Below are 19,120 nucleotides of genomic sequence, written 5' to 3'. Positions count from 1 at the left end.
TCTTTTTATTGGTTTTTAGAATAAGTAATTGAAGACTTTGATGTGAAAGTAAGACTTTATTATTACAGCGTATTTCCATTGCATAAAAACCAGACCGGCCCGGGAAGGCCGGCCTGGGTTTTTAATGTCAGGAAGGAAGCGGGGATTCCTGGGTAGGGCCCGGCGGCTTCACCGGTTCTGGTTTTTTCTCCTCGTTGCCGGAGGAAACTCCCAATACCCGCGAGATGTCGTTAAGCACCAGGAAGAGCGACGGAACCATGGCCAGGGTGATCACCGTGGCGAAAAGCACGCCGAATCCCAGGGAAATGGCCATGGGGATCATCATCCGGGCCTGGAAGGACGTCTCCATGATCATGGGCATGAGTCCGCCGAAGGTGGTCACCGTTGTGAGCAAAATGGGCCTGAACCTCTGGATTCCCGAGGATAGGATCGCCTCCATGTGGGTCTCGCCGGCCTTGACCTTGCGGTTGGCCAGGTCGATCAACACCAGGGAGTCGTTGACCACAACTCCGGAAAGGGCCACCACCCCGAAGAGGCTGTTCACCGAAAGGGAGTAGCCCATGATGATATGCCCCAGGATGGCCCCGATGATTCCAAAGGGTATGCTGAACATGATGATCAGCGGCTGGAAGTAGCTCTTGAACGGCACGGCCAGTAAAAAGTATATGGCGAACAAAGCCAGCAGGTAGTACTCGGCCAGGGCGCTTAAACTTTCGCTCATGTCAGCCTGATGCCCTTCAAAGCTGTAGGTAAGTCCGGGATACCGCTTGGCAAGGTCAGGCAAAATGCTGGCTGTAAGCTCCTGCTTGATGTTCTCCGCCTGGGCCGGAGGCGTGACATTGGCCGTAACCTGGATGTCGCGCTTGCCGTTGGTGCGCTGGATGGCGGTGTAAGCGCGTCCGGGCGTCATCCGCACGGCGTCCCGCAGAAACACTTCGCCTTCCGGCGCCTGGAGAATCAGGTCTTCCAGGGTGGATTCGGAAGCCCGTTCGGTTTCCGGCAGGCTCACCCGCACGGTCACTTCGTTCCGCCCGCGCTGCTGCTGCACCGCCTGCACGCCTTGGAAGGCGCTGCGAACCTGCTGGGCCACGCTTTGGGAGGTCAGGCCCATGCGTTCCCCCATGGGGAGCAGTTGAATGTCGTATTGACGCTTGCCTCGTGCCGATCCGTCGTCAATATCGTGGACGATGGGAAACTGGGCAAGGTCCTCCGCCAGGGCCGCGCCCGCATCTTCCAGCGTATCCGTATCGCTGTGGCTGAGCATGACCGTCAGGTTTTTCCCGGATCCCGGACCGCCCATGTTGGATTCAAATCGTATGGTTTCCAGTCCTGCGAAAGCTCCCGCTTCCTGGCGCCACAGATTGACCACCTGGGACGTGGGGATGGGCCGGACATCCGCGCCCTGCAAGTAAATTCTGGCCGTAACCGTATTGTCGGATACATTGGTCAACACGCCTTTGGCCAGTTCGGACCCTCCGTTTCCGGCGGTTACTTTTTTGGCAGCCTCTATAAGACGGTCTTCCACTTCCTTCAGGCGCGTTTCCGAGGACCCGTAGGGCAGGGTCGCCGAGCAATAGGCGAAGTCCGACTCGCTTCTGGGGAACATTTCCAGCCCCATGCGGCCCGACGCAACATATCCGCCCAAAGCCAGCATTATGGCGACGCCGGCGGCCAGGACCGAATAGCGGTTTTTCAAGATGAATCCGAGCAAGGCGCCGTAACGCACCCGGACGAAGTTTTCAAAGGCGCGGCTGAATTTATCCTGCCATTTCTCCAGGTGGTTCAGGGGCCACACCGCTTCCTGGCGTTTGCGATGCCCCAGGTGGGCGGGCAGGATGAACAGGCTTTCGATCAGCGACACCGTAAAAACAGCCGCCACCACAAGGGGGATGACTTTGAAGATTTTTCCCATGAAGCCGGGGATGAACAGCAAGGGCATGAAGGTGACCAAATTCGTCAAAACGCTGAACACCACGGGCATGGCCACTTCCCGCACGCCGGCCGTCGACGCCTGGAGGCTGGAGTAGCCCTGGCGCTTCCAGTAATACACGTTTTCGCCCACCACCACGGCATCGTCCACCACAATGCCCAGGGTGACGATGAAGGCGAACATGCTGATCATGTTGATGGAAAAATCCGTGGGCCCCAGGAAAAGAAAGGAACCGAGAAAGGAGATTGGAATGCCCAGGCTGACCCAGAAAGCCAGGCGGGTTTCCAGAAACAAAGCCAGGAAGATAAAAACCAGGACAAGCCCCTGCAAGGCGTTTCTGGTCAGCAGTTCGGCCCGCTGGGTGAAAATTTCCGATGAATCCCGCAGCACGGAAAGGTTCAGGCCTTCGGGCAGGGTGTGATTCAACTCCTCCAGCACTTCCAGGGCGGCGCCGGAAACCTCCGTGGGGGTCTGGTCCCCCACCCGGTACACCTCGATCATCACGGCGTTTTGGCCGTCGAATTCCGCCCATGTGTTGGAGTCTTCAAAGCCTTCCTTGACGGTTGCAATATCGCTCAAAAGCACCCGAGAGCCGTCATCCTGGGTCAGGATGGGCAGTTGGGCGTATTGGGTTGCGTAATCCCGGCGGTCCTTGACGCGGACCAGAATGTCTCCGCCTTCAGTTTTAAGGCTGCCGCCTCCGATCTCCACCGAGGCGTTTGATATGGCGTCCGAAACGTCCGTAAGAGTCAGGCCGTAGCGCCGCAAAGTCGCTTGTGGAATTTCCGCCTGAATCTCGTAATCCTTGACGCCGGTGAGCTCCACCTGGGTGATGTGCGGATTGCCAAGGAGTTTGTCGCGCACTGAGTCAGCAGCGGAACGCAGCACCAGTTCGTCCACCGGGCCGTGAAGCGCTATGGTCACCACCTCGTGCTTGCGGCTGCCAATGGCGATTTGCGGGTCTTCCGCTTCGTCCGGAAAGGTGCTTATGCGGTCCACCTCGCTCTTGATCTCCTGCCACAGGCGGGTGACGTCCGAGCCTTCCATCACCTCCACGGCGATGCTTGCGGAGCCTTCCGACGCCGTGGAGGTGACCTCGTCCACGCCTTCCAGGTCCTTTATCGCCTCCTCAATGGCCAGGACGATGCCGTTTTCCACCTCCTCCGGGCTGGCGCCCGGATAGGCCATGGTGATGTTCACCTGGTCTATGGTGAAGTCGGGAAAAATTTCCTGCTTGACGTTCCAGCCTACAAGGAGCCCGCCCACCACAAAAACCAGCATCAACAGGTTTGCGATGACCGAGTTGCCGGCCATCCAGGCCATGGGGCCTTTTTTGGTATTGGTTAGTTCTTCAGTATTCACAAGGCGCCTCTCTATGCTTCCGTTTTATTTTCGGCGGCCGGGGTTGCGGCTTCCAAGGTCTGCAGAGGCATGCCCTGGACAGGCGTGGACAACCCGGAGGTTACAATCTGCTCTCCCGGCTCCACGCCGTTGCTGATGTACACTTTGTCCGCGTCTTTCCAGGCCAGGGAAACCTTGCGGATGTCCAGGGCGTTATCCTTAAGCACCCAAACCGCGTCATCGTCCTGCAATGCGGAACGGGGGATTTCGATCACGCCGGGCAGCTCGCGCCCGGTAATTTCGGCGTATACGTAGTCGTCGATCATTAATCTGGCTGCGCTGGGGCCTTCTGCGCCGCCCATAGGATTTTCAACCTCCACGATCACCGTGGCCATGCGGCTGGCGTCGTTCAGCTTTCCAGCCACCTGAATCACCTTGCCGTCCCATTCTCCGAATCCGGCCTGGGAGTGAATTTTCACCGGGCATCCCTCAGGGTGGTCCAGGTCGATCATATGAAGCTGATCCAGGGAAACCACAGCCTCGATCCAGAACGCGTCGATCCCCACCAAAGAGGCGAGGCTGTCCTGCGCGCCTACGTATGTCCCGACGTTCACGTCCCGCTCCATGATCATGGCGTTGAAAGGCGCCTTGATGACCGTGCGCTCCAGATCCAGCAGCGCCTGGCGAAGGTCGGCTTCGGCGCTGTCCACAGCCGCCTGGGCCTGGGCCAGTTGGGGTTTTCTAAGCGCCAGATCGGATTGGGCCATGCTGCTTTCGGAAAGCTCGGACAAAAGGCTCAACTCCTCCCGGGCGATGTTCTGGTTACCCTGCTCAATGGCCAGGGCCGCCTGGGCGTCCGCCATGGCGCTGCGCGCCTTTTGGACCTGAACCTTGTAGTCGGCCTGGTCAAGGGTCAGTAAAACGTCTCCCTTATGCACGATTCCGCCGGGTACGAATTTGGAGGAAGCCTTCAGCACGGTCCCGGAAACCTGGGCTTTGACCGTGACCTCTTTCGCCGCCGTTACCGTGCCCATGGCGGAAATGGCCGTGCGCAGATCGTTCTTGGCAGCAGGCATGGTTTCAACCACCGAGACCTGGCGCTTGGGCTGGGCGCGCTCCATGACTGGCGCGGTGGTTTTGAAATAGGACCATGCCGCCCCGCCTGCAACGATAATGGCTATCGGCGTGATCAGTCCGATAAATCTTCCTAAAAATGAGGGTTTGTGCTTTTTCTGCGTCATGTATATTTGCTCCTTAAAAAAACTGATCAAAGTCCGTCTTATCCTGCTGCAGGCTCCGATGCGGCGTTTGCTTGCGCGTTTTTCGTTTCTTGTGCGCGGGATACATATTTCCCGGTCCAATCGCCGCCTATGGTGCGATACAAGGTCACCCTGTTTTTAATGAGGGTCGCCTGTTCGTCCACCAATTGGCGTTCCAGGGCCTGCACGCTGGTCCAGGCCGTGAGGTAGTCGAGGTAATTGTCCTGGCCGTTCAGGTATTGCAGATGGGCGTCCTTTAAGGTGACTCGGGACGCCTTCAACTGATCCTCCAGCAGGGCGATGTATTCGCTCTGGCGTTTTTCCGTGACCAGACTTTCCTCCACTTCCTGGATGGCTTCGGCCACGGTCTGGGCGTAGGCGGTCAAATATTCCTCGGCCGCCGCCTTGGCGCGATCCACCTCGGCGGATTTGTATCCTGCATCAAAAATCGGCCCGGTCAGGCTGGACGCCAGGGTTGCGACCCAGTTATTGAATAAAAGGTCTATGGCCGTGCTGGAAAAATTCAAGTCCGCAGACAGGGCGATGGAGGGCAGCCGGTCGGCCCTGGCTGCGCTCACCTGCCAATCGGCTTCCTTAAGCCTCAGGCCCGCAGCCCGCACGTCGGGCCGGGAGGCCAGCAGGTCCGCGGGAATTCCCGTGGAGGGCAGGGGGATCAGGCCCGGCAGCGTGCTTTCCGATATCTCCAAAGACCCCTTGCCCGCGCGGCCCAGCAACACGGCCAGGGCGTTCATCTCCTGCTCCTCCCGCATTTGCAGGACGGGCAGGTTGGCTCTGGCCTGGGCCAGGGCTTCCCGCTGCTGGGATATGTCCAGGGCGTCGGCCTGTCCGTTGACGAAGCGCAGCTCCTGGAGCTTCAACATGCGTTGGTTCATGCTGATCTGGTCCTGCAAGATGCTGATTTGATTTCTCAGGGAAAGAATTTCCACCCAGGAATCCACCACTTCGGCGGCAACGGTCATGGCTGCGGCTTCCAGATCCTCGCCCGCGGCCTGCAGCTCAAGGATTTCCGATTGCCGCAAGGCGTCCAGCTTGCCCCAAAGGTCCAGCTCGTAGGCTGCGGCCAGTCCGGCGCTGAAAGAGTCGGAGTTGGTTTGGTAGCTGTCTCCGTTTTCCGGTTTGGTCTGCTGTTTGCTCGTGGCGGCGCCTGCGCTGTAATCCAGGGTCGGCTTTGTATTTGCGCCTGCCTGCCGGGCGGCTGCGTCGGCCTGCTTCAGCCTGGACCAGGCGGTTCTGAGGTCGAAGTTGCCTGAGAGCGCTTCCTGAACCAGTGCATCCAGTTCGGCGCTGTCAAAGCTCTTCCACCATTCCTCCGGGCCTTGCTCCTCCTCCGTATACAGAGTGAACTGGTCCGGCATGGCGATGGGCGTTTCCGGGCGGGGCGCCGGCTTGAACATGGTGCACCCCGAGAGGATAAGCATGATTAGTATGGCGTTTAAGTACCTGGGCATTCCTTTTGTCTCCCAATGAAACGTCCCACAAAAGTTGTGGGGTATCTCAAGATATATGTGCAGCAAGTATCCTGCGGGGCATCTACCCACTCTGATAAAAAATATTTAACCCTTTTCAAGGGCTTCACTATGTCTAACGAAGGAGGTAAGGAATTCCTGCGCAATTTTTTTGATTTTTTTTAGGCGGCTTCGCTCACGGCGGCGCGCAAGGTGCGACGGGCGCGGACAAGAAGGGATTCCACGGCGCCCAGGGAGACTTCCATGACTTCGGCTATCTGATTGTAGGATAGCTGCTCCATGTGACGGAGCAGAACGGCGGTGCGCTGGTTGACGGGCAGGTCGTCTATGGCTTTTTCCAGCATGTCGGCGCTTACGGCGGCTTCCAGTTGGGATAGAGGGGTGGCTTCCGTGGGGATTTCCGGCAATTCGTTCAGTAAATCCGGTTTTTTCTTTCTAAAATGGTCGATGCAGAGATTTTTGGCGATTCTCAGCAGAAAGGTTTTTAACGAGGCTTTTTGGCGATATGCGGCGGACGTTTTGTACAGCCTCAGAAAGGTTTCCTGAGCGATGTCTTCGGCCTCGGACGGGTCTTTAAGCATGTACATGGCGAAATTGTACACTACGCCCTGGTAGCGTTTGAGCAATTCCTCAAAGGCTTTTTCGTCTCCCTTGGCGACCAGCGCCATCAGTTCGGCGTCGGTGCGTTTGGCGTGGCGGGAACCAAAGATCATTAATCGTTTTTATCCCTCGTTTTTTTCAATCTGGCGTGCATGAGCTGAAAAAACTCCGCTCCCTTTTCATCTCCCAAAATGGAGCGCAACTCCAGGGCGTGCGCCTCGAACTTGATGCTTTTTTCCTCCTGGATTTTGTCCGCCGCCGCTATGGCGGCATGCAACTTCTCGGGGGCCAGGGGACCGTCAGCCGATAGAACGAGAGAGATGTTTTTCCGGGCGTCTGCAAGCTCGTCATGAAGTTGATGAATCACAACATTGAAGTCTTTGACGCACTTGAGAGCGGATTGCTCCTGCTCCTCCGGAAGATCCAGTTGATGCACGATTCCCGCAAGCTCTTCAAAGGTAGCCTTGTGATGAGAGCCGGAATGCTGAAAAACCAGTATTAGGGCGACGACGACGAACCCTATGTTCAGGGCGATTGAAAAAATGATCAGTATGCGTTTTTGCAGAAGGTTCATGGCATCATCCCCTCGCTTACATACATGGCTTGGTAGGGATTGGCCGCGGTTCCTGCGCTCAGGGTCAAAAGGCTCGTCCCAAGCACGGCGCCGAATAACAGTCCTCCCACAACGGCGCCGCAGACCGCTCCTTGCATGCTCAGGCTCAACTCCCGCCACCACTGCAGCAGGCCTGGGCGTTCCATTTCGTTGTGAAATGCGCGCATGGTTTTGCGGGAGAGTCTGGCGGGAGGAGTAAAGCGGGGGAGGGCGTCCAGGCCATCGGCCACTTTTCGCCGGGCCATGGCTTCTTGACGGCAGGAAGGGCACTCGGCCAGATGGGACTCGATTTTTTCGGCCTCCTCCTGGGGCGATTCATAGTCTATCCAGGCTGTCAGGCGATGTTTGATCTCCGAACAATCCATATTATTCCTCCGGTTAAACTTATTCGAGTTATGCAATTAATGCACCGGGACTATAGGCGGATGCGAAAAAGCATACACCTGCCTGTCCAATAATTCAAACGAACGACAATCCGTTTTCCTGCGAAAATTTTTTTGATTTTTTAAAATTCTGTTGGTAGGGCGCATCGCAGCTTAGACGCGCCTAAAAAATCGCAGGGTTCCATTTCCGCCATTGCAGCATCGAGGGGGGGGAGACCCAACCCCTTCGCGGGCGCGGCAAGCGGCGCCCAACGTGAGCCAGGATGATAGAGAAAGACTTTCAAGTCGTGGGAGGCGCGGAAGTTTTCAATTCCGTGTTTTCCGTAACTTCCGTGGTTCAAAACAAACGTACACATTGGATGTTCTGTTTTCAATCAGCCGGCATCACAATTGATAACCAATTTAATTTAGGCAGTTTTAATATGCATTTCCACGCACAGCATGGGAACGGGAGCAAAATATGTTGTATGATCGAAATCTTAGTCCAAGGCCCTACAAAAAACCCGGATTCATCCAATCCCTTCCGCCCGCCGACCATTCCCGGTTTCAACATTTTTTCCTGGCCGCGCCTTTTGGCCTGCGGCCCCAGGCATTAAACTACGATGCCTGGGCCAGCCTCGTCTATACTATTGGTTGGGTGAATAATACCAAGTTGCTATCATTCGAGTAATTTTTTCCATCATTTTCCGGGCTTTTAGTCCACACCCCGGCGCTATTCGGGAAAGACGCTGGGTCCCCGTTTCCGTGAGTGCGTCACGATGATTGCATAACTGCCGCAGTCATCCCGCCGCCCTCCCTCCACGGGGATGACGGAGAGCGGCGGCCATACCAGGAAAAGAGGGGGAGAAGCCGTCCTGGCATCCTCACAAAAGGGCTTCAAGCGCCCTTTGCACTTTCGCTTACCGCAAACAATCGTCATCCCGGCAAGGGCGATCCTGCTTTTCAGGATCGCCCGCAAGCCGGGACCCAGCGTCTTTTTGATTTGTTCCCCGAATATTATTACCTTTTTAAACGCAACTTGGTATAAAGCCGCCTATTTAAAGTTTTTTTGAAAGGGGGTTGGGGGAAGATTTTTTTTAAAAAAAGTTTTCCCCCAAAATCGTTTCTCGTTGCTCAGTTAACGCTGTTTTATTCCGTTTTGCGGGTCCGGTTTTTTCCTTTGCCGCCCTTGCTAAAGATCCTTATTCATGCCATATTTATATGTTAATCGAGGATATGGGCTAACGTCATCGGATGAAATTCATTTTTCCGGCGGCCCTGATCCTGAAACATTGATTTTAAAGAGGTTGTGGAAAGAGCTTCCATGGATTCTTTTGATACTGCAAAACAGGCCCTTGTCGAAGCCGGGCGAGATCTGGACGCGCTGTTTGAAACAGCGGTCACGTTGCCGGGCGTATCCACCAATCCTTTTGAAAGCTGGCGGCAGACCCTGGACGCCATGAAAGCCCAGATGGCCGAAGGCGTGCTTCGGGTGGCTGTGGTGGGCTCCATCAAGTCGGGGAAAAGCACCTTTGTAAACTCCTTTTTCGGCGGCGATTACGTCAAGCGCGGCGCCGGGGTGGTCACGTGCATTGTCACGCGGATCAGGCACGGTCAGGACCTTGCAGCCACCTTGTACCTGAAGACCTGGGATGAGGTGAACGCGGAGATCGAACAGGCCATGGTGTTGTTTCCCTCTTTTGACTGGCGCGGCGCGGACGGCAAGATCGACATTCGCCGTCAGACGGATCGGGAAAAGCTGGGCCACGCCTTGGAGCTTTTGGGCGACGAGCAGTTGATCACCCAGGGAACCATCAACATGAACGCGGTGCTCATCTCCTCGTATCTCCAGGGTTTTGACAGAATAAAGGATCTCATGGACGCTTCGTCTGCGTCCAAGGAGTTCGGCGCCGGGGAGTTCGCCTCCCACAAGGATTTTGTGGGGCATGAGCCCCTGGCCGTGTATCTCAAGGACGTGTGCCTGAGCCTGCCCGCGGGCCAGGGCGTGGAGGATCAGGTGGAAGTGGCGGACTGCCAGGGAAGCGACTCCCCAAACCCCCTGCATCTGGCCATGATCGAGGACTACCTTTTAAAAACCCACTTCATCATTTACGTGATTTCCAGCCGGACCGGCGTGCGTCAGGCGGACATACGATTTTTGTCTCTCATTAAAAAAATGGGCCTGGCCTCCAACATCTATTTCGTCATCAATTGCGATTTTTCCGAACACGAGAGCGTGGCCGACCTGCGGTCTTTGCTGGAGCGCATTACAGGCGAGATTGCCCTGCTGCGGCCCGATCCCGAGGTTTTTTGCTTTTCCTCCTTGTTCCACCTGTTTTCCGGCATCAAGGACGAGTTGAACGACAAGGACCTGGCTCGCCTGAACCAGTGGGAGCTGGACTCGGACATGCGCTCGTTTTCCGATTACGAAAGCAAGCGTTTTTTGGACATCCTGGATAAAAGGCTCACCCGCGACCGCATGGCCCTGCTTTTGAAAAGCCACGTGGACCGGGCTTCCATGATGGCTTCCGGTGTAGGGGACTGGATCAATATCACCAGGGATTTCGTGTCCCAGGACGCCGGCCGGGCTGAAGAGTTGGTGCGCCAGATGGCCGTTGAAAAGGAAGGCGTGGACCGGATTCGGGCCATGGTGAAAAACACCCTGGACGGCGCCCTGCGTCAGGCCAGGCAGGAAGTGGGCCAGGATGTGGACCGGTTTTTCGATCCCAACATGGGGCCCGCCGTCACGGATTTGTGGGAGTTCATCAATCAGTATCAGGCTCCTCAGCCGGAAACTTCGCCCGGCAGCTTCACCAACGCCGTGTACTCGGTTTTTTCGGATTTGAAGCGCGCCGTGGACCGGCACATGGCCGAGCAGTTGAACCCGGCTGTGGCCAGGTTCGTCAAGGACGAGGAGGCAAAGATCGGCCGGATGGTGAACGACATCGCCCGTCCTTACGGAACCATGGTGGACGGCGCCCTGAGCCGGTACGAGAAGACCCTGGGGGAAATGGGCATTGTTTTGGCCGACCAGAAAATGGGCGCTCCGTATCAATTGGACGTAAGCCGGGTTCGCCGGCTGGCGGGGTTGCAGGTTCCCGGCCTCACCGCGGCCATGCGGTATTCGGCCCGGGTGAGGACCGAGGCGATCATGCGGAAAAGCGCCTACAGCGCCGGATCCTTTCTTAAGCGGATTTTCAACAAGGAGTCCAAGCCTCTGGACCGGAACGATTCCAAGGCCATTGCCCATGCTTTGGCTCGGATGAAGGAGGAAACCCGGAAATCCTTGGAGGAGCATTTCATGGATTTCAGGGAAAACCTGAAGTTCCAGTACATGTTCAAGCTCCTGGATCTCTCCGCCGTCACCCTGCAGGAGGATCTTTCGGACCGCTTGAAGATCTTTGTGGAAGGCATGGACCAAAGCGCAGGACTGGTGAACGAAACCCAGGCCTCCAAAGAGCAGGCCCGGGAAATTCTCGCCTCCATGGAAACGCGAAGAAAGGAAATCGCCGATAAACTGGCCTCAGCCGGCAAGCTGACAGGCCTCTAGATTGTACATGATGTTTAACTTTTTAGAACGAGGGGGTCGAATATGAGTGCACAGCAGGCTCGAGTCATTGCAGTGGTCAACGAGAAGGGCGGTGTGGGCAAAACGGCGACGGTCATCAACCTGGGAGCGGCCCTTTCCAAGCAGGACAAAAAGGTTTTGATCGTGGACATGGATCCCCAGTTCAACGCCACCCATGGATTGGGCGTGGAATTGGACGAGGACGCCCTCACCACCTATGAGGTCATGGTGGGCGACGACGACCTGGACCCGGCGGACGCGGTGATCGCCACAAAATGGGCCGGCCTGGGGCTTGTGCCGTCCCACGTGGATTTGGCGGGCGCCGAAGCCGAGTTGATGGATCAGCCGGGCAGGGAAAATCGGCTTAAACGCCTGCGCCCCCTGGAAAAGGAGTACGACTTCATCCTGCTGGATACGCCGCCCAGCCTGTCGCTGTTGACCATCAACGTGTTCACCTTCGCCAAGGAGGTGCTCATCCCCTGCCAGACCCATCCTTACGCCTTAAAAGCCCTGGACGACCTTTTGGACACCATCGAATTGGTTCGCGAAAACATCAACCCGGACCTTGACGTCACCGGGCTGGTTCCCACTTTTTACGATCCGCGCACCCGGGTCAGCCGGGGCATCATGGAATTGCTGCAAGCCGATGAACGCTTTGAGGGCAAGATATTCGACACGGTCATCCGGTCCAACGCCACCATCGCGGAAAGCGCCTGGAAGCAAAAACCGGTTGTCTTTTTCCGTTCAAGGAGTTATGGAGCCCTGGACTACACTAATCTCGCCAAGGAGTTGTTAAAACGCGGCAATGGAAAAAAGAATTGAAACCCTGAGAAAGCTGTTGGCCGGCCAGCCTTTTGATACTTTTATGGTGATGGTCGAAGAAAACAGGCGGTACCTTTCCGGCTTCACAGGAGAGGACTCCCAGTTCGACGAGTCCTCCGGCTGCCTGTTCGTCAACCAGGATAAGGTCCTGCTGGCGACGGACTCCCGTTACACCACCCAGGCTGAAAACGAGTGCCCCCATTGCCAAGTCTACACCTATGAAAAAGGGCTGGCAAAGGCCATGCCCGAAATCATGGGCATGTTCGAAACCAAAAAACTGGGCTTTGAACAAATTCGCCTGTCTTATCTGATTTACCAAAAAATCGTCGAGTCCCTGGACGACGCTCAATGCCATGTTGAAATGGTTCCCGCCTTGGACGTGGTGGAGCAGATGCGGGTCATCAAGGATCAGTCGGAAATCGACGCCATGCAAAAAGCCCTGGCCATTTCCGAGCAGGCGCTGACTGATCTTATGCCTACAATTCAGCCCGGCATGACCGAAAAAGCCCTGGCCTGGGAATTGGAGAAGGCCATGCGGAGCGCAGGCGGCGACAGCCTGGCCTTTCCCAGCATTGTGGCCTCAGGCCCCAACAGCGCCTTGCCTCACCACGGGGTTTCGGACCGCGAAGTCCGCGAAGGGGAGTTTTTGCTTTTTGACTGGGGATGTAAAAAAGACGGGTATTGCTCTGATATTTCCCGCACCACGGTCCTGGGCGCTCCCAAGGACGACGAGATGAAGAAGATTTTTCAAACCGTTTTGGAAGCGCAAACCATGGCGACCCAGGCGGTGAGGCCGGGGATCAACTCCCGGGACGTGGACAATATCGCCCGCAAGCATATCGAAGAGGCGGGATACGGCGGAAAGTTCGGCCACGGCCTGGGCCACGGCGTAGGCCTGGCCGTGCACGAGGCGCCCAGGGTGAGCCCCCTGGCCAGCGTGGAACTCCAACCCGGCATGGTTTTCACAGTGGAGCCGGGAATTTACATTCCCCACTGGGGAGGGGTTCGCCTGGAAAATATGGCCGCCGTCACCGAGGACGGCGTGCAGGTGCTGAATAGCATCGGGCAATTCTGGACGCCCTGAGCCATTCGGATTCCAACCTAATTGGATCTTCTATAACCCTGGCCTAGCTTCCAACTTCCGGACTGGGCCAGGTTTGATTTTTCCGCCTGACCGTAATGGGGGCGATCGTCAAAATCCCGGAACGCCTTGGAAGGCGTGCTTATCAGACCGATTAGCAGCATGATTACCGAAATGACCGCGGCAATGGTCATGGGCGTAAGCATGGTGTTGGCGTTTTTAGGGCCGGACTGAAGATGCTTCATTAAAATCGGCCAGTTGATTTGCACGTGCAATCCCGCCGCGACCAGGAAAAACAGGCCGAACATCAGGTGGATGTCCATCCATTTTCCCCGAACTCCAAACACGGCGATCAGCCCTGTCAAGGCAACGCCCGCAAAGGCGAAGGTTATGCATGTGGATACCAGCTTGCGATATTCCTTTTTCTTCATTTTTTGCCTCCTTAAAATGTCTCCCGCAAGTTTAACCGGGGATTTCCGTACCATACTTGATCGGCCTTGTCTGTATGATATTTGTCAAAAAAGAGGCCATGCAGCAGGGTGAGCATAATTAAAGGGCGATAAGGCAAGTTTCTTGTAAGTGGAAAGAATAGAGTGGAAGAATTCTTATTTTATATCTTTTGAATAAAGGGTTTGCCGCCGTTGGCTTTGCCGGATTTCAGGGCGTCCAGGGCTTTGAAGAGCAAGCCGCCCCCCGAGCCCGCCCCTGTATCTCCGGACACGACAAAGCCCATGGCCACGCCCGGGCGCCAGCCCGAGACTCCGGCCTCGCAGGCCTCCTTCACCGCCGTGAACATGTCCTGGCACGCGCCTTCCAGAGTGCACTCGTCCCGGTCCGAGACCAGCACGCCGAACTGGCGGTCGTCCAGGCGGGCCAGGACTGCGTGCTTAGGCAGCATTTTGGTGAGAAGCCTTCCTGTTTTTTCCAGCATTTGATCCGCCAGGTCCACGGAGGCGGGCGCCTGCTCCGGCTCCTGCAATTCCAAGATTCCCACGCCCACCTGATACCCGAATCGCTTGGACCGCTCCCCTTCCTTGGAAAGCTCCATGAGGAAGGCGTCCTGCCCTGGCAGGCCGGTGGCGTCGTCCAACAGGCCGGCCTTGGCAAGGCTGTGGGTGGTGGCCTCCAGGCGGTCGGCCAGGATTCCCATGAGGTTGAAGCACAACCTGTAGGCGGCGGGGGGGTACAGCCATTGGAGACGCTGGATCATCTTGCGGCTGATTTCCAGGACTTCCACGCCTGTTCCGGCAACCACCGTGGCGGACCGGGGCGCCTTGCGCACCAGCCCCATTTCCCCCACGATTTCCCCGGCGGGAAGCAGAGCCACGTGCATGCGTTTGCGGAAGGACGTGGTTTCCCCGGCCTGTCCGCTGTCCAGCACTTCCATATTGCCGGAAAGGATGGCGTACATGGACGCGCTGGGGTCTCCCTTGCGAAAAAGAATCTCGCCGGGCGCCATGTTGCGCAGGCTCCCGGCCAGGAGCACGTAATGAATCTGATGGCGGCTGAGCCCTTTGAAGATGGGCATGCCCTGGTCCGGTGTGCGGCCCATGCGCAGCCTGATGACGTCCCACAGGGTGACGATGGGTACATGGAGCATGAGGGTTGGCAGCAGGATCAGGTCGCCCACAAGCGCGGCCATCATGGTCAGAACCATCATGACGCCGAACAGGGCCGTGGGCCTAAATCCCGAGAACACCAGCACGAAAAAGCCCAGGCCGATGGTCAATGTGGTGAACACGATGGGCCGGCCGATGGTCGCCAGGGTCTCGGCCAGGGCGCGTTTTTCGTCCAGGTCTTTTTTGAACTCGTCGTTGTAATGAAACAGGTAGTGAATGGTGTCGTCCACGGCCAGGCCGATGGCGATGCTGGCGATGAGGCTGGTGACCAGGGACAATTCCACGCCCATCCAGCCCATGAGTCCGAAGTTCATGATAATGGGAAACATGTTGGGCAGGATGGCCGTCGCCCCTGCCTTGAAGGACAGAAACAGCAGGAACATCATGCCGAAAACCAGAACCATGGTGATGGACAGGCTTTTCACCTGGCCCTGGGTGACCAGATCGCTGGTTGCGGAAATCACGATCCCGAATCCGGTTGCGCGGCAGACCGCCTCCGGTCCGAAGAATTGGCGGCAGATTTCCTCCATGTCGCGTTTGCCGTTCAAGAAGTCGCTGGAGCCGGAAATATGAGTCAGCAGCAAAATATTGGCTGACGAGAAATCCTGGGTGACGAACCGGGCCAGGGTCTCGCCGCCGATCATGGTCTTCATGGTGTTTATGTCCATACGCACCATATAGCCTTGATCCGGCAGCACGTAGGCGTCGCCCGCGTATTGGTTGGAGGCGTAATGGGCCAGACGCAGGTAGTCGGCCACGGAAACGGCCTTGTCCACCTTGTCCAGGCCGACCAAAGCGTCGGACAGACCGGCCAGTTTGGCCAGGTTTTCCGGATCTTCAAAAAAATCCGGGACGTCCGTCTGCACCACCACGTTGACCGGAAAGCTGCCGCACAAGTCTCTGTATACGGCGTGAAAATTTTGCAGCACCGGGGCGTCGGCCCGGAAATACCGGCAGGGATTGGTTTCCACCCGAATTTTGAATATGCCGATCAGACCCGCTACGGCTATGATGATGAAAAAGGCGAACAGCTTTTTTTGATGATGCAGGTTCAGGTGGATGACGCCCTGTAAAAAATGGTCGATCAAGTCCTTTTTTCGTTCCCGCTGGGAGGTCTCGGGGGACGGATAGGCTGCAATCAGGGCCGGCAGCCAGGTTAAAAGGATGATCAGCAGAAAAAACATGCCCACGCAGGAGAACAAGGCGAAATCGCGAATGGCGTCAATGCGGTTCACCACTAGGGAGCCCAGGCCTATGATGGTGGTCCCCACGGCGAGGGAGGTAGGCAGGCGCAGGTCGCCGCAAACCCTTCGGGCGGCTTCCTCGGCTGTACAACCCGCCTCAACGGCACGGGTGTAGGCCGTAACAAAATGCAGGCAATAAGCCGTGCCCACGGCGATCAGGAAAACCGGCGTGATCATGGTGAGCATGGACAAGGCCGTGCCGGTCCAGCCCATGAGCCCGATGGTCCAGACCAGGGCCAGGGTAATGCTGGAAAGGGGGAAGAGCACACCTTGCACGCTTCTAAACAAAATCAGCAGCAGGACGGCGATCACCCCGTAAGTGATGGGCGGAAGCCGGAAAAAATCCTGTTGGGTGTACCGGCCCAAAGCCAGGGACACGTTGGGCATGCCCACGGAATACAGGGACAGGCCGTTTTCCTCGTCTTTTAAAATGGCCGTAACCCGGTCCACCAACTCCTCAGGATTTCGGGAGTCGTCCAACACCAGGGTCAGGCCCGCAACCTTTTGATCCCGGCTTATCAATTGGGAATCAAACAGCTTCACCGGGCCGATGATGTCCCGAAATTTATCCAGGGTCATGCCCGTCGCCGCCATTTCCCGCAGGGCCGAGGGCTGGGAGATGGTTCTTTCCACGCCCGGAATTTGGGACAATCGTTTGTCCAGCCGTTCCAAATGGGCGAAGGTCTCGGGCGCCAGGACGTTTTTCCCTTTGGCAACCACCTGGATGACCTGTTGCTCGCCGAATATTTTGGTCGTCTCCTCGTAGTAGGCGGTTTCAGGCAAGTCGCGAATCACAAGGTCGTGGAGGGATGTCTTTAATTGAAGGCGAAACAAGCCCAGGCCCAGAATAACGGTTACCACCATCACCGCCGTCAGGGTCACCTTGGGCGCCTTGAGGATGCCTTCCAAAATAGGGTCATAGGCGATGAATCGGTGCAGTTTCATGGCCGAGGCCTTTTTGGCTATGGGTGGATTCCAGTCATCAAGCAAGCGCGTGCAGAATGAAGGCGTGGAAACAGGGTGGAGAATGGAAAAAACGCGTCGCCTGGTTTTACGCCGTTTTGCGGGCCGCTTCAAAAGATGTCCGCCGCGGCCCGATTGCGGGAAAAACAGCTCCTTAAACGAGCTCGAATATGAACGATATTTAATTATTACCTATTCCATATGGAGGGATCAAGCGCTTTTTGCGGGGGCGATGAAAAATGGTTGCCGCCAAGCCTTGATGAGGAATGTTGCGGGCAAGCCCGATTTCGGGGACGGAAATTTGTTTGCTGGGCTTTAAACAGTCTTTTTCGACTTCAAAAAACACCCGGGCGCTGCGAGTTCTCCTTGCCTTGGTGCTACGCTGTTTTCCAGCGAAGGAATGCATACGGGGGCAGTTTAAGGGCTATTGTTTTTCCCTGGCTGGTTGATGTTGGGTTTGAAGTCCATCTTCATTTTAATCAGGGAGAAACTCATAGCCGGACTTCTTAACCCAACCTACGCCTCAGCAATCGCGACGTAGGTTGGGTTGAGCTTGCGAAACCCAACGCAAAAATCGGCGTGCGCCCGGAACGCTGCAAGTGTTATGGAACGGAAAGCCCTTCACTTACGCCAAACAACGCCCGCCTGCCTCAATGTCAAATGATTTACCCGGTCGCTTCTTGTGTTACAAAAGCAATACGTGCGGCATATTGTCGCAGCCTGGGCCGCTCGAAACCCTGTTGATTACCCTTTACCGGTAAGGCGTTAAAGGCTCCTATTCTCCGTCATTCCTTTCATCAAACGCGGTTAGGTTTTTTGTCATGATTTCCTTGGCTTCAGCAACCATACCGTCCAGCAGCTCCTTGCAGGTAAGCACTTCGTGAATCAGGCCGATGGATTGGCCAACGGGGATGAGGCCGGTGTCCATTTTGCCTTCCTGCCAGATGTCGTCTCCATAAATGCCCGAAATGTGGGGCAGGATTTCCTCAAGCCCTCCGCCCCTGGCTTCGATTTCCAGGACCTTGGCGATGGATTCATTCATGAGAGCCCGCCCCTGAAGCCCGATGGAGTTCCCGTACAGGACGGTGTCGTTTTCCTGGCGGTTGATCAATTCCTGATAGACCTTTTCGTGCACCTGGCATTCTTTGGTCGCCACAAAGCGCGTGGCCATAAGGATGCCGTCGGCGCCCAGGCAGAGGGCGGCGGCCAGGCTTCGGCCGTTCACCATGCCGCCGGCCGTAATTACGGGGACGTCCACCTCTTCGGCCATGCGCGGAGTCAGGACCGTGGTGGCCACGTTTTCGTTCAAGGGGTGGCCGCCTTCCTCCACGCCTGCGGCGATGACTCCGTCATATCCTGCTTTGGCAGCGTGCTTGCCATGCCGCACCGAGCCGGCCTTGTGGAATATCTTGACTCCGGCGTCTTTCAGCAGCTTAAACCACACGCCGTCCTCGAAGCGATTCAGAGGGGCGCCGGCGATCTCCATGACCGTGACCTTTTCTTCCGCGCACGCCTCAAAATAGGCGTGATACTGTTTGTTGTCTATGCCGATGCTCGGCAGCAGGGTGACGTTCACCATAAAGGGCTTGTCCGTCAGTTCCCGCACCTGGCGGATGGCCGCCGTGAAGTCCTTTTTGTCCTTGTACATGGCGGCCGTAAGGTTGCCCAGGCCTCCGGCGTTGGATATGGCCGCGCACAGGGGCGGGTATGCCAGGCGCATCATGCCGCCGCAGACGATCGGATATTTGATTCCCAACATTTCGGTCAATTTTGTTTTCATGGGGTCGCCTTTCTTGATTCTTTTGCTTAATGGGGCTGCCAAGGGGGATCCTCCGCCCATCATCATCCCTCTCCCTAAACCCTGGCGTCAACACTTTCTTTAACTTTTGGGAATGACTGAAAGGCTGGTAGTGCAAAATGGGGTCACCCATTAGAGGCGGAGGTCAAGAAAAAACACTCTACCTGTGGCAACGAAACTCTGTTTTCTTGCCCTCCGGAGTTGCATAACCGCCCGGACTCTTGATTCGCCTGGGATGTATCCGTTCTTATGTGTCAGCGGTTTTGCTGCTGCACCAGTCACCCATCGGGTTCTGGACGGAAAAAACCCGGCCCTTGATCCAAAAACCGATAGAGCTCCTCGGGCCGCCGACCCGGCGGCGCGGCGAGAATGGGGCTTGCCCTTCCTGCGTCGGAGCCGCGCCTGCCGGGGCAGGCGGCCGGGCGCTCGGTTT

The 19,120-nt window shown here is 56.6% G+C and carries 13 protein-coding genes; 4 read left to right on the top strand and 9 right to left on the bottom strand.

The window, feature by feature from the left end; all coding sequences use genetic code 11:
• Nucleotides 1-127: 127 nt before the first annotated feature.
• The 6 genes from BUE18_RS19000 to BUE18_RS18975 form a co-directional block, all read right to left on the bottom strand.
• Nucleotides 128-3,292 (bottom strand): efflux RND transporter permease subunit, encoded by a 3,165-nt coding sequence (locus BUE18_RS19000; RefSeq protein ID WP_244549343.1) that lies wholly within the window; start codon nt 3,290-3,292, stop codon nt 128-130.
• 11 nt (nt 3,293-3,303) lie between these two features.
• Nucleotides 3,304-4,512 (bottom strand): efflux RND transporter periplasmic adaptor subunit, encoded by a 1,209-nt coding sequence (locus BUE18_RS18995; protein WP_073477806.1) that lies wholly within the window; start codon nt 4,510-4,512, stop codon nt 3,304-3,306.
• 38 nt (nt 4,513-4,550) lie between these two features.
• Nucleotides 4,551-5,999, bottom strand: coding sequence for an efflux transporter outer membrane subunit (locus tag BUE18_RS18990; RefSeq protein WP_073477764.1), 1,449 nt, complete (start codon nt 5,997-5,999; stop codon nt 4,551-4,553).
• A gap of 179 nt (nt 6,000-6,178) precedes the next feature.
• Nucleotides 6,179-6,730: an RNA polymerase sigma factor gene (locus BUE18_RS18985; protein ID WP_073477763.1), complete on the bottom strand. Its 552-nt coding sequence runs from the start codon at nt 6,728-6,730 to the stop codon at nt 6,179-6,181.
• Nucleotides 6,730-7,191: a periplasmic heavy metal sensor gene (locus BUE18_RS18980; RefSeq protein ID WP_073477762.1), complete on the bottom strand. Its 462-nt coding sequence runs from the start codon at nt 7,189-7,191 to the stop codon at nt 6,730-6,732. The genes BUE18_RS18985 and BUE18_RS18980 overlap by 1 nt, the downstream gene beginning before the upstream one ends.
• Nucleotides 7,188-7,595: an anti-sigma factor family protein gene (locus BUE18_RS18975; RefSeq protein WP_073477761.1), complete on the bottom strand. Its 408-nt coding sequence runs from the start codon at nt 7,593-7,595 to the stop codon at nt 7,188-7,190. The genes BUE18_RS18980 and BUE18_RS18975 overlap by 4 nt, the downstream gene beginning before the upstream one ends.
• A gap of 1,321 nt (nt 7,596-8,916) precedes the next feature.
• On the opposite strand from BUE18_RS18975, the gene BUE18_RS18965 reads away from it, so the two are divergent.
• Genes BUE18_RS18965 through BUE18_RS18955 form a run of 3 tightly spaced genes read left to right on the top strand, consistent with a single transcriptional unit; the run spans nt 8,917 to nt 13,066 of the window.
• Entirely contained in the window at nt 8,917-11,142 is a 2,226-nt protein-coding gene (locus tag BUE18_RS18965; RefSeq protein WP_073477759.1) for a dynamin family protein, read from the top strand.
• 42 nt (nt 11,143-11,184) lie between these two features.
• Nucleotides 11,185-11,982 (top strand): ParA family protein, encoded by a 798-nt coding sequence (locus BUE18_RS18960; protein WP_073477758.1) that lies wholly within the window; start codon nt 11,185-11,187, stop codon nt 11,980-11,982.
• Nucleotides 11,966-13,066 carry an aminopeptidase P family protein gene (locus tag BUE18_RS18955; protein ID WP_073477757.1) on the top strand — a complete coding sequence of 367 codons (1,101 nt, stop codon included), beginning with the start codon at nt 11,966-11,968 and terminating at the stop codon, nt 13,064-13,066. The genes BUE18_RS18960 and BUE18_RS18955 overlap by 17 nt, the downstream gene beginning before the upstream one ends.
• A gap of 17 nt (nt 13,067-13,083) precedes the next feature.
• Here BUE18_RS18955 and BUE18_RS18950 read toward each other — a convergent pair whose 3' ends face one another.
• Both BUE18_RS18950 and BUE18_RS18945 read right to left on the bottom strand, forming a co-directional pair.
• Nucleotides 13,084-13,494 (bottom strand): DUF4405 domain-containing protein, encoded by a 411-nt coding sequence (locus tag BUE18_RS18950; RefSeq protein WP_073477756.1) that lies wholly within the window; start codon nt 13,492-13,494, stop codon nt 13,084-13,086.
• Between the two features lie 179 nt (nt 13,495-13,673).
• Nucleotides 13,674-16,871, bottom strand: coding sequence for an MMPL family transporter (locus tag BUE18_RS18945; protein WP_073477755.1), 3,198 nt, complete (start codon nt 16,869-16,871; stop codon nt 13,674-13,676).
• Here BUE18_RS18945 and BUE18_RS18940 point away from each other — a divergent pair.
• Nucleotides 16,870-17,208 (top strand): hypothetical protein, encoded by a 339-nt coding sequence (locus BUE18_RS18940; protein WP_073477754.1) that lies wholly within the window; start codon nt 16,870-16,872, stop codon nt 17,206-17,208. The two genes, BUE18_RS18945 and BUE18_RS18940, sit on opposite strands and share 2 nt — an antisense overlap.
• A 456-nt stretch (nt 17,209-17,664) precedes the next feature.
• On the opposite strand, the gene BUE18_RS18935 is transcribed toward BUE18_RS18940, so the two are convergent.
• The gene (locus BUE18_RS18935; protein ID WP_073477805.1) at nt 17,665-18,669 is read right to left on the bottom strand and encodes an NAD(P)H-dependent flavin oxidoreductase; all 1,005 of its coding nucleotides are present in this window, start codon (nt 18,667-18,669) and stop codon (nt 17,665-17,667) included.
• Nucleotides 18,670-19,120: the final 451 nt, after the last annotated feature.

The sequence above is a fragment of the Desulfatibacillum alkenivorans DSM 16219 genome (genome assembly GCF_900142135.1).
GTDB lineage: Bacteria > Desulfobacterota > Desulfobacteria > Desulfobacterales > Desulfatibacillaceae > Desulfatibacillum > Desulfatibacillum alkenivorans.
This window is presented reverse-complemented; position numbering and strand designations above follow the sequence as displayed.

Excerpts from the sequence above, each read along its gene's own strand:
- BUE18_RS18985 (WP_073477763.1), bottom strand. The coding sequence starts at position 6,730 with ATGATCTTTGGTTCCCGCCACGCCAAACGCACCGACGCCGAACTGATG.
- BUE18_RS18965 (WP_073477759.1), top strand. The coding sequence starts at position 8,917 with ATGGATTCTTTTGATACTGCAAAACAGGCCCTTGTCGAAGCCGGGCGA.
- BUE18_RS18995 (WP_073477806.1), bottom strand. The coding sequence starts at position 4,512 with ATGACGCAGAAAAAGCACAAACCCTCATTTTTAGGAAGATTTATCGGA.
- BUE18_RS18980 (WP_073477762.1), bottom strand. The coding sequence starts at position 7,191 with ATGAACCTTCTGCAAAAACGCATACTGATCATTTTTTCAATCGCCCTG.
- BUE18_RS18940 (WP_073477754.1), top strand. The coding sequence starts at position 16,870 with ATGGCCGAGGCCTTTTTGGCTATGGGTGGATTCCAGTCATCAAGCAAG.
- BUE18_RS18950 (WP_073477756.1), bottom strand. The coding sequence starts at position 13,494 with ATGAAGAAAAAGGAATATCGCAAGCTGGTATCCACATGCATAACCTTC.
- BUE18_RS18945 (WP_073477755.1), bottom strand. The coding sequence starts at position 16,871 with ATGAAACTGCACCGATTCATCGCCTATGACCCTATTTTGGAAGGCATC.
- BUE18_RS18935 (WP_073477805.1), bottom strand. The coding sequence starts at position 18,669 with ATGAAAACAAAATTGACCGAAATGTTGGGAATCAAATATCCGATCGTC.
- BUE18_RS18960 (WP_073477758.1), top strand. The coding sequence starts at position 11,185 with ATGAGTGCACAGCAGGCTCGAGTCATTGCAGTGGTCAACGAGAAGGGC.
- BUE18_RS18975 (WP_073477761.1), bottom strand. The coding sequence starts at position 7,595 with ATGGATTGTTCGGAGATCAAACATCGCCTGACAGCCTGGATAGACTAT.
- BUE18_RS18990 (WP_073477764.1), bottom strand. The coding sequence starts at position 5,999 with ATGCCCAGGTACTTAAACGCCATACTAATCATGCTTATCCTCTCGGGG.
- BUE18_RS18955 (WP_073477757.1), top strand. The coding sequence starts at position 11,966 with ATGGAAAAAAGAATTGAAACCCTGAGAAAGCTGTTGGCCGGCCAGCCT.